This is a genomic window from Psychromonas hadalis ATCC BAA-638, assembly GCF_000420245.1.
In the GTDB taxonomy this organism is placed as follows: Bacteria; Pseudomonadota; Gammaproteobacteria; order Enterobacterales; family Psychromonadaceae; genus Psychromonas; species Psychromonas hadalis.
This window is the reverse complement of the sequence record NZ_ATUO01000034.1, coordinates 17,567-28,212: the sequence shown is the minus strand read 5'-3', so window position 1 is coordinate 28,212 and position 10,646 is coordinate 17,567. Positions and strand designations below refer to the sequence as shown.

Here is a 10,646-nt window from a genome sequence, read left to right as displayed (position 1 = left end):
TAAAAGTAAATTGGGAGAGGCTATTAATTATAGCTTAAATCAATTTAAAAAATTCCAGCGTTATCTCGAAGATGGCAGGTTAAGCATTGATAATAATCGAGCAGAGCGTGCAGTGAAGCCCTTTGTGATAGGTCGTAAGGCTTGGCTATTCTCGTACACCAATACAGGTGCGAACGCGAGTGCAATTTTATATAGTTTGGTTGAAACAGCAAAAGCGAATGATCTTATTGTTCATGATTATATCGCAACCTGCTTGCAGCAGATTGCTGAAAACCCGAATGATATTGATGCGTTGCTACCATGGAATATTAAGCGTAGCTAGGTGCCATTACCCAGACGCTTACGTTGAATAAGGCATATACGATAACTAAGTAGTGATCCAGTTACGGGAATACGAATGGGAATTGTAACTTTCTCTCTTTCTTCATTGGGTGCAAAAACAGCAATATCAACACGGTTTGCCTGTAACTGTTTTATTACCCTTCCTTGTTCCATTACCTCAGATGGAATAAGTTGATAAACACCATACTCTTTAATTGTCACCTCCAAAGCACGCTTTAATAAATCTGGCACCATTGAATTGGGGTGAGTGAGCAACCGATCCCACACAACAATAGACTGACTGAAACTCTTCATTGCCAATAGGCTTAATGTAAACATACAAACGAGCTTAATAATGTACATTATGGTCTCCTTTATCTGCCCGACCAATACAGTATGGAACCCTCACTATTTTCTGCAAATAAATAGCGCGATATAAAAATAAATAAACAAAAGACAAAGGTTAACTGCATCACAAAAAAGAGAGTGATCTGTTTTTATACGAGCGACATCACAAAATTTTCTCACAAAAACATGATCTAAGCCTCGCTACCTGACTAACAATTAAATGCATTTAACATACTATTAACATTGTCTTTTCAGAGGTGGAAATATATCGACTAACAAGTGATACATAACTGATCAAAAAGGAATAAAAATGAGTTTTGAAAGTGAAGATACAGCAAAAAAATATTGGAACGAGAATATAAAACTCGTTGTCTCCTTATTAACTGTTTGGGCACTGGTTTCGTTTGGGTGTGGCATTTTGTTCGTTGATGCGCTAAACGAGATACAGTTTATGGGCTTTAAACTAGGATTCTGGTTTGCTCAACAAGGTGCGATATATGTGTTTTTGATACTAATTTTTGTCTACGTAAAAAAAGCAAATGCACTTGATAAAAAATACGGCGTCGATGAGTAGGTAAGTAAACAAATAAACGAATAATAGGGAGTAATAAAGATGGATGTTCAAACATTAACTTATCTAATTGTTGGCGTTACCTTTGCGTTATACATAGGTATCGCAATCAAAACACGTGCAACTTCAACGAAAGAGTTCTACGTCGCAGGCGGTGGTGTTCCACCGATACTAAATGGGATGGCAACAGCAGCTGACTGGATGTCAGCAGCGTCATTTATTTCTTTGGCTGGTATCGTTTCCTTTGTTGGTTATGATGGCAGTGTTTACCTCATGGGTTGGACGGGAGGTTACGTACTACTGGCTCTCTTAATGGTGCCTTACCTGCGTAAATTTGGTAAATTTACCGTACCAGATTTCATTGGCGATCGTTACTATTCACAAACGGCACGTACTGTTGCTGTTGTGTGTGCGATCTTTATCAGCTTTACCTATATTGCGGGTCAAATGCGTGGCGTTGGTGTTGTATTCTCTCGCTTCCTAGAGGTAGAGGTAGATACAGGCGTTTATATCGGTATGTGTGTGGTCTTTTTCTATGCGGTTTTAGGTGGCATGAAAGGCATTACTTATACACAAGTTGCGCAATACTGTGTGATGATATTTGCTTTCATGGTACCCGCGATCTTTCTTTCGGTGATGATGACAGGACATGTTTTCCCACAACTTGGCTTTGGCGCTGAATTGCTCGATGCAAGTGGCAATAGTTCAGGTGTCTATCTGCTTGATAAGCTTGATGGTCTTTCTACCGAACTCGGTTTTGCAGAATACACTCAAGGCTCTAAAAGCATGATTGATGTGTTCTTCATCTGTGGCGCCCTCATGTTTGGTACTGCTGGTTTACCACACGTGATTGTTCGTTTCTTCACTGTGCCAAGTGTTAAAGCATCACGTAGTTCTGCAGGTTGGACATTACTGTTTATCGCCATTATGTACACAACGATTCCAGCGCTTGCCGCTTTCTCTCGCGTCAATATGATTGAATCGATCAATGGCACAGATGGGAAAGGTATTCCCCATGAACAAGCACCTAACTGGGTAAATAGCTGGGAAAAAACAGGCTTAATCCAATGGGATGATAAAAATGGTGATGGTAAAATGCAATACTCTAAAGGTGAAGCCAATGAGATGAAAATTGACCGTGATATCATCGTATTAGCCACACCTGAGATGGCAAATTTACCAGCATGGGTTATTGCACTGATGGCTGCCGGTGGTTTAGCGGCTGCACTGTCAACATCTGCAGGCCTATTACTGGTGATCTCAACCTCTGTGTCACATGACTTACTGAAGAAAAACTTAATGCCACATATCTCCGATAAAAAGGAGTTAATCTTTGCACGTTTAGCAGCCGCTGCTGGTATTGTGATGGCAGGTTACTTTGGTATTAATCCGCCGGGGTTTGTGGCAGCCGTTGTCGCCATCGCCTTTGGACTAGCGGCTTCTTCACTGTTCCCTGCAATTACCATGGGTATTTTCTCTAAGAGAATGAATAAAGAGGGCGCAATTTCTGGCATGCTTGCAGGTCTACTGTTTACCACGGTTTATATTGCTTACTTTAAGTTTATAAACCCAAGTGCAAATACATCGGATAATTGGTTATTCGGTATTTCACCTGAAGGTATCGGCATGTTAGGCATGGTAATTAACTTTGTAGTCGCGGCCGCGGTTTGTAGAGTAACGGCAGCAACACCACAATCAGTGGTTGATATGGTCGAGTCTATCCGTTTCCCTAAAGGATCTGGTGAGGCGCAAGATCATTAAGGAATCGTTGCACAATAACTTGCGCTAAATTGTTTTCAAAAAGCCTGAAGGAATCGTTACAAAATAACTTGCGATAAATTGTTTCCAAAAAGCCTTAAGTAACTGGCTATTTTAAAAACAAAATTGCAAGTAATGTTGAAGCCAATCCTAAATGACTGGTTATTTTGAAAACAAAAGTGCAAGTAATTTTGAAGCCGATCCTAAACACTAACTGCAAAGCTAACGTTTTACTTCCAATTAACGCATAGGAAGTAGAACGTTAGCTCTGCCTTTTACTTTAAAAGGCGACTTATTAATGGATATAACTGAACTGCAACCTATCACTAACTTCATAAAAACACTTCCCCCTTTTGATATCTTAAACGATCAGCTTATTCATCAATGTTGCCAGTCTTTATCTATTGTTTATTACAGTAAAAACGCATTACTGGTGCATGTAGACAGTAACGAAGCACAACTTTATATTGTACGTAGTGGTGCATTTGAGGTAACAACCCAAAAAGGAGACCTTATTGATCGTGTTAGCGATGGTCAATATTTTGGTTTTAGCGGTATGTTATCAGGCGAAAAAGTCGTTAATAAAGTCCATATTTTAGAAGATGGTTTGATCTATCAACTGCCCCTAAAAAGCTTTAATCAACTGCGCGCAGCAAGTCAGCCCTTTGATCGTTTCTTTAATCAAGCTTTTGCAAAACGCTTACGCCATCAAGGAGAGCTAAAGAGAAAACAGATAACCACCCGCCGTATCAGTTCGCTTATTTCAGAAAAACTGATCAGTCTCGACAGCAACTCAACCATTCAACAAGCGGCCATATTGATGTCTGAAAAACGTGTTTCTTCACTGATTATTATTGATAACCAACAGCTCACGGGTATATTAACAGATCGTGATTTACGTAATCGTATACTCGCAAAGGGGTTAAATGGTGATACATTAATCAAAAGGGTAATGACTAAAAATCCTATTACCGCACAAAAAGAGGCACTTATTTTTGAAGCGATGTTATTGATGAGTGAAAAAAACATTCACCATCTACCCATTGTCGAAAATGGTTTGCCTATCTCGATGCTTACCAGCACCGATATTATGCGTAGCCAAAGCTCACAACCGTTATTGCTCATCGGTCAAATAGACAGACAAAATAACCTTGAAAGCTTAGTGACAGTCAGTAAACAACTACCCTCTCTATTACAAAACTTAATTAACAGTGATGCCAAAGCACAAGAGATAGGGAGAATTTTAACTTTAGTCACTGATGCCCTAACAAAACGTTTGATTTTTATTGCTCAGTTGCAACTTGGCAACGCACCGATGAAATTTTGCTGGTTATCTTTTGGCTCACAAGCAAGACAAGACCAAGCAGCAGGGGCAGATCAAGATAACGCTCTGCTACTTGAATTTGAAACGGATGACAGTAGTAAACGTTATTTCAAACAACTTGCAGAATTAGTCTGTGATGGATTAAACAGTTGTGGTTTTCCTCACTGCCCCGGCAATATCATGGCTAAAAACCCTAAATGGAATATTTCACTACAACAATGGCAGAAAAATTTCAGCTACTGGATAACCACCCCACAGCCACAAGCACTGCTTAATGCCACTATTTTCTTCGATATGCGCCCCATCTATGGAGACAATAAACTATTTGAACAGTTACAAAGCAATATCTTAAAGCAGACTAAAAATAATGATATTTTTCTGGCAGCACTCACACACAATGCAGTGCAACAAATTGCACCATTAGGTTTTTTCAAAAATTTTGTTATTGAACGTGATGGCAGTGAGGTGAAAGGCATCGACCTAAAACATAAAGGAGTGGCGTTAATTAATGATATAGCCCGTATTTACGCACTGGCAAATGGTTTAACAGCCGTGAACAGTAAACAACGTTTAACCGCGCTTATCGGCACAACAGGCATTAACAAACAAGATATGCTCAACCTAATCGATGCATTAGAGTTTATTGCCCATAAACGTCTTATTAACCAAGGTGTTCAGTATGAGCAAGGTTTAGTGCTTTCAAACTACCTGATACCAAGTAATCTATCGCCTCTTGCACGCCATCACCTCAAAGATGCGTTTAAAGTGATTGATGATAGTCAAAGTGGCATTAAACTTACGTTCTTAAGGCAGTTTTAATGTTAGCTAAACTGTTTATAAAAAGTGTTATTCACTACCAATCATATCGCTGTCAAGACAAGCAACTGCGTAGCTATCAACAAGCATTGTTACCCCTGCTTGACTTAACCATTAGAAAAGCCCCCTTGCTAGCGTTAGATCTTGAAATGACGGGGCTTAATGCAAAATCAGATCAGATCATCAGTATCGGGTTAATCCCTATTATTAATGGGCAGATAAAAATCAGTCAAGGTAAGCATCAACTTATAAAAATTGAGGGCAGTGTCGGACAAAGTGCCACCATACATGGTTTAGTCGATGCCGATTTACAGCAAGCAGTGTCTTTAGAGGAAGCGTTACAATGGTTACTGACAGAAGCAACAGGCAGTGTGTTAGTCGCGCACCATGCCCCACTTGATCTCAGTTTTATAGAGCAAGCCCTTCACAAGCAACATCAACAAAAGCATCGCCTATTTGCCATTGATACCCTACAGATAGAACATCAACGCTTGCTGCGCAAACAACCGATGATAAAAGAGGGAGAGCTAAGGTTAACCAATTGTCGCAACCGTTATAACCTTCCACATTATGATGCCCATAATGCATTGGTAGATGCACTCTCTTGCGCAGAACTGTTACTTGCACAAGTGAGTCAAATGGGTGGATTAGATGCGATAAAGGTTTCTGAGTTAATACGTTGACATAGGAAGTAGTAGTTTAGTTCTGCCTTGTTTTCAGTAAAAACAACACGCTGAAACTAAAGCTTCATATCCAAAAAACACACCATACACGGACATAGCACTTTAGTTCAGCCTTGTTTTCAGCAACATCAACACGACGAAAATAACATTTCACGTCTAAAAACTAAAACGTAACACTTTAGTTCAGCCTTGTTTTCAGAAAAATCAACACGACGAAACTAACATTTCACGTCTAAAAACTAAAACGTAGCGCGTAGTGCGGCTGTGCGGTTAAAGACTAAGTGTTCTGCGCTTGAGTCTTTATTATCGGCGCAGAAATAACCTTCGCGCTCAAACTGATAGGCTTTTTCAGGCTCAGCATCGGCTAAATTAACTTCCACAAAGCCTTTTTTAACCACTAATGAATCAGGATTTAACGCCGTGTGGATATCCTCTTCTGCCGCTGGATTATCAACTAAAAACAGACGGTCGTAGAGTCGAAACTCCGCAGGATGATTATTGTTAGCATCAACCCAGTGAATAACACCTTTAACCTTGCGACCATCTTCAGGGTTTTTACCCAATGTATCCGCATCATAACTACAGTGAACTTCGGTAATATTACCTGTTTCATCGGTTTTATAATCATCAGCGCGAACAACGTAAGCGTTACGTAAACGTATCTCTTTGTTTAATTTCAGACGTTTATATTTTTTATTACCTTCCACTTTAAAATCAGCACGGTCAATATATAACTCACGAGAGAAAGGGACGCTACGTGTACCCATCCTTTCATCTTTAGGATGATTTGGGGCAATTAATAACTCCGATTTATCTTCATCATAGTTAGTGATAATGAGTTTAATAGGATCTAACACCGCCATCACACGTGGGCCATTAGCTTCTAAATTTTCACGTACACACGCCTCTAATGAAGCCAATTCAACGGTATTTTCTTGTTTAGTCACACCAATACGTTTTGAAAACTCACGCAGTGATGCAGCAGGATAACCACGACGACGCATACCAGAGATAGTTGGCATACGGGGGTCATCCCAAGAGGTGACAATATTCTCATCGATTAAAGCACTTAATTTACGTTTTGAAGTTAATGTATATTGTAGGTTCAAACGAGAAAACTCAATTTGACGCGGTTTAGCGGCAATGCTGATATTCGCTAATACCCACTCATACAGTGGACGGTGATCTTCAAATTCCAACGTACATAAACTGTGGGTGACTCCTTCAATCGCATCCGAAATACAGTGCGTGAAATCATACATTGGGTAAATGCACCACTTATCAGCCGTTTGGTGATGGTGTGCAAAACGGATACGGTAGATAACAGGATCACGCATCTTCATATTAGGAGATGCCATATCTATTTTAGCGCGAAGCATCATTGAGCCCTCTTTGAACTCACCTGCGCGCATACGTGCAAAGAGATCTAAGTTCTCAGCAATAGGGCGATCTCGAAATGGACTGTTTTTACCCTTCGATGTCAAGTTACCACGATATTCACGCGTTTGCTCCGCACTTAACTCACAAACATAGGCTTTATTACTCTCAATCAGTTCAATCGCAAACGCATAAAGTTGGTCAAAATAGTTTGATGAATAACGCACTTCACCCTGCCATTTAAAACCTAACCAAGTAACATCTTTCTCAATCGCATGCACGTAATCCACATCTTCTTTAAGCGGATTAGTATCATCAAAACGCAAATTACAAGCCGCATTAGGGTAATCTTCTGCGATACCAAAATTCAAACAGATAGACTTAGCGTGACCGATATGAAGATAGCCATTTGGCTCAGGAGGAAAGCGTGTCTGGATAGACTGGTGTTTGCCCGTTTGAAGATCATCTTCAATAATATTACGAATAAAATTGCTTGGGGCTGTTTCAACCTGAGTCATTGTCTACCTCTGAAATAACAAAAAAATTAAGAGGACAATCATCTTACATTCTGTGGCGAAGCTCAAGTAAAAAGGTAAATTGTAAGCAAAAAAAAGACACTCCGAAGAGTGTCTTTATAAAGAGAACAATGACAGCAATTAGCTGTCAGCGTTCAGCCATTTATTTATAACGCTTTCATACGATTAGCAATGCTTTCTGCTTGTGGACCGATAATAACCTGTAGGTTATTTTCGCCAAGCTTAACAACACCCATTGCACCCAATGCTTTAAGTTCAGCTTCACTGACTATACTACGGTCTTTTAAGGTAAGACGTAGACGTGTAATACAAGCATCAATCACTTCAAGGTTATCTTTACCACCAAGCGCAGCAACGTATTGACCCGCTAACTCATTCGCATCTTCTTTAGCAACAGATACTTTTGGTGCATTTTCTTCTTCATCTTCACGACCTGGCGTTTTAAGATCCATGCCTCTAATTAGCGCGAGGAAGATAAAGTAGTAAATAGCAAAGAATGCAAACCCTTGAACAATTAACATGTACCACTGTTTAGCAAGAGGATTTTGTGAAGAAAGAACCATATCCACAAGACCTGCTGAGAAACCAAAACCAGCCATCCATTGCATGCTAGCAGCAAAGTAAACTGAAATACCTGTTAACAATGCATGAATCACATAAAGTAGCGGTGCGGCGAACATGAACGAGAATTCAAGAGGCTCTGTTACACCCGTAAAGAAAGAAGCAAGTGCAGCAGCACCCATAATAGAAGCTACTTTCTCTTTATTTTCAGGTTTTGCAGCTGTGTAGATAGCAAATGCAGCACCTGGTAGACCAAACATCATGATGGGGAAGAAACCCGCTTGGTACATACCTGTTTTACCTAGGATAGCTGTACCTGCATCGATACCAGACTGACCACTTAAGAAGTTAGGGATATCATTAATACCTGCAACATCAAACCAGAACACGGAGTTAAGTGCATGGTGAAGGCCAACAGGAATCAGTAGACGGTTAAAGAATGCGTAGATACCCGCACCTACTTCACCCAATCCAGCAATTGTTTCACCGAAGTGTTGTAGTCCACCAAAAATCAGAGGCCAAAGGATCATCAGTACGAATGATACTCCGATCATCACAGCCGCGACGATGATAGGTACAAGACGGCGACCAGAGAAGAATGCCAGTGCTTTATGTAATTCAACACTTGAGAATTTATTGTAAAGTTCAGCGGAGATAATACCCACTAAGATACCAACAAATTGGTTTTGAATTTTATTAAATGCAAATGGTACAGAGCCATCACTATTTAATACTAAGCTTTTCAGTGCTTCAGGGAAACCAGCTGAAATTTGCGCCACAGCGCCCGGAGAAAGTAGTGTTGTTACCACTAACCAACCCACTAAACCAGAAAGTGCAGCTGCACCATCTTTGTCTTTAGACATACCGTAAGCAACACCCACTGCAAAGAGCAATGCCATGTTATCAATTACAGCCGCACCTGCTTTAATTAAAAATGCAGCCACAGCAGAATCACCACCCCAACCATTGGGATCAATCCAGTAACCGATACCCATTAAAATTGCGGCTGCTGGTAAAACAGCAACGGGAACCATTAAGGCTCTACCTACTTTTTGCATGTAACCAAGAATATTCACTATTAACTCTCCTAAAGTTTGATTATTCGTCTAATTTATAATTTTTTGGATCTATTTAACAACATCGAGAAAGCAAGCGGTTAAACAAATCTCTCCCTGACTGTAAAGACTTTCTAACCCTACGCAAATCAAAACAAACTATTTTGTGATGATAATCAACTATAATGGGATTTTTATTGAAAATGTGGTGGTAAGTTATACAAACTTAATTTACGCTACACATTAACTATATTATTTACTGGAATCTTGGAGAAGAAAATGCGTTTAATCCCTCTTGCTACAGCACCGGATGTTGGCCTTTGGTCTGCTCGTTACATTGTTAATACTATCAATAAATTTGCACCGACAGCTGAGCGTCCTTTTGTTTTAGGTTTACCAACAGGCGGCACACCGCTTGCAACTTACAAGCGTTTAATTGAATTGCATAAAGCGGGTGAAGTAAGTTTTGCTAATGTGGTTACTTTTAATATGGATGAATATGTAGGTATCGAACCTTCACATCCCGAAAGCTACTACAACTTCATGCACAGCAACTTTTTCAGCCATGTTGATATTCAAGAAAAAAACATCAACTTACTTAATGGCCTTGCCGATGATTTAGAAGCAGAATGTCAACGTTACGAAGACAAAATCAAAAGCTACGGTCAAATCAACCTATTTTTAGGTGGCATCGGCATTGATGGCCATATTGCATTTAATGAACCAGCGTCTTCACTCGCATCTCGTACACGCATCAAAACACTCACGGCAGATACACGCATTGCAAACTCGCGTTTCTTTGATAACGATATCAACCAAGTACCAAAATCAGCACTGACTATTGGTGTCGGTACTTTACTTGATGCACAAGAAATTTTAATTCTGGTCACTGGGCATAACAAAGCACTTGCACTAGAAGCTGCGGTTGAAGGCAGTGTAAATCACTTATGGACAGTTTCTGCGTTGCAGCTTCACCCAAAATCGATTATCGCTTGTGATACAGGTTCAACCATGGAGCTTAAAGTGAAAACACTTAAGTACTTCACTGAGCTAGAAGCTGATAACATCGGTAACCTATAAAACGGCACATGATTTAAAACCATGTGTTTGGAAGTGATAGCGAATTGAACGACAGTTCAGTTTACTGAGCGGGTAAGCTCTGCGAACCCTTTTTTTAGTTTCGCCTATTTTGATTTTACAAAGAACACAAACAAGGCAGAACGAAAGTCCCACTTCCATTGTTACTTTTTACCGCCGATAGGGGATTGGGTTTTGGCCCTACTAATTATCGCCCCC

The 10,646-nt window shown here is 40.1% G+C and carries 9 protein-coding genes; 6 read left to right on the top strand and 3 right to left on the bottom strand.

Annotation, left to right across the window (positions count from 1 at the left end):
• Positions 1 to 322 (top strand): IS66 family transposase (locus G322_RS20055; RefSeq protein WP_022940960.1); only part of this gene is annotated, 322 nt, incomplete at its 5' end.
• Here G322_RS20055 and G322_RS0106275 read toward each other — a convergent pair.
• Positions 319 to 684, bottom strand: coding sequence for a hypothetical protein (locus G322_RS0106275; protein ID WP_022940959.1), 366 nt, complete (start codon positions 682 to 684; stop codon positions 319 to 321). The two genes, G322_RS20055 and G322_RS0106275, sit on opposite strands and share 4 nt — an antisense overlap.
• Before the next feature lie 295 nt (positions 685 to 979).
• Between G322_RS0106275 and G322_RS0106270 the strand changes: the two genes are divergently transcribed.
• The 4 genes from G322_RS0106270 to G322_RS0106255 all read left to right on the top strand — a co-directional run bounded on the left by G322_RS0106270 (position 980) and on the right by G322_RS0106255 (position 5,821).
• The gene (locus tag G322_RS0106270; RefSeq protein ID WP_022940958.1) at positions 980 to 1,243 is read left to right on the top strand and encodes a DUF4212 domain-containing protein; all 264 of its coding nucleotides are present in this window, start codon (positions 980 to 982) and stop codon (positions 1,241 to 1,243) included.
• 39 nt (positions 1,244 to 1,282) lie between these two features.
• A complete protein-coding gene (locus tag G322_RS0106265) occupies positions 1,283 to 3,001 on the top strand; it encodes a sodium:solute symporter family protein (RefSeq protein WP_022940957.1) in 1,719 nt (572 codons plus the stop codon).
• A 295-nt stretch (positions 3,002 to 3,296) separates the two neighbouring features.
• Entirely contained in the window at positions 3,297 to 5,141 is a 1,845-nt protein-coding gene (locus G322_RS0106260; protein WP_022940956.1) for a DUF294 nucleotidyltransferase-like domain-containing protein, read from the top strand.
• Positions 5,141 to 5,821, top strand: coding sequence for an exonuclease domain-containing protein (locus G322_RS0106255; RefSeq protein WP_022940955.1), 681 nt, complete (start codon positions 5,141 to 5,143; stop codon positions 5,819 to 5,821). The genes G322_RS0106260 and G322_RS0106255 overlap by 1 nt, the downstream gene beginning before the upstream one ends.
• Before the next feature lie 239 nt (positions 5,822 to 6,060).
• On the opposite strand, the gene glnS is transcribed toward G322_RS0106255, so the two are convergent.
• Both glnS and nagE read right to left on the bottom strand, forming a co-directional pair.
• The gene (gene glnS / locus G322_RS0106250) at positions 6,061 to 7,716 is read right to left on the bottom strand and encodes a glutamine--tRNA ligase (RefSeq protein WP_022940954.1); all 1,656 of its coding nucleotides are present in this window, start codon (positions 7,714 to 7,716) and stop codon (positions 6,061 to 6,063) included.
• Between the two features lie 164 nt (positions 7,717 to 7,880).
• Positions 7,881 to 9,371: an N-acetylglucosamine-specific PTS transporter subunit IIBC gene (gene nagE, locus G322_RS0106245; RefSeq protein ID WP_022940953.1), complete on the bottom strand. Its 1,491-nt coding sequence runs from the start codon at positions 9,369 to 9,371 to the stop codon at positions 7,881 to 7,883.
• Positions 9,372 to 9,629: 258 nt separating this feature from the next.
• Between nagE and nagB the strand changes: the two genes are divergently transcribed.
• The gene (gene nagB, locus G322_RS0106240) at positions 9,630 to 10,430 is read left to right on the top strand and encodes a glucosamine-6-phosphate deaminase (RefSeq protein WP_022940952.1); all 801 of its coding nucleotides are present in this window, start codon (positions 9,630 to 9,632) and stop codon (positions 10,428 to 10,430) included.
• The last annotated feature ends 216 nt before the right edge of the window (positions 10,431 to 10,646 follow it).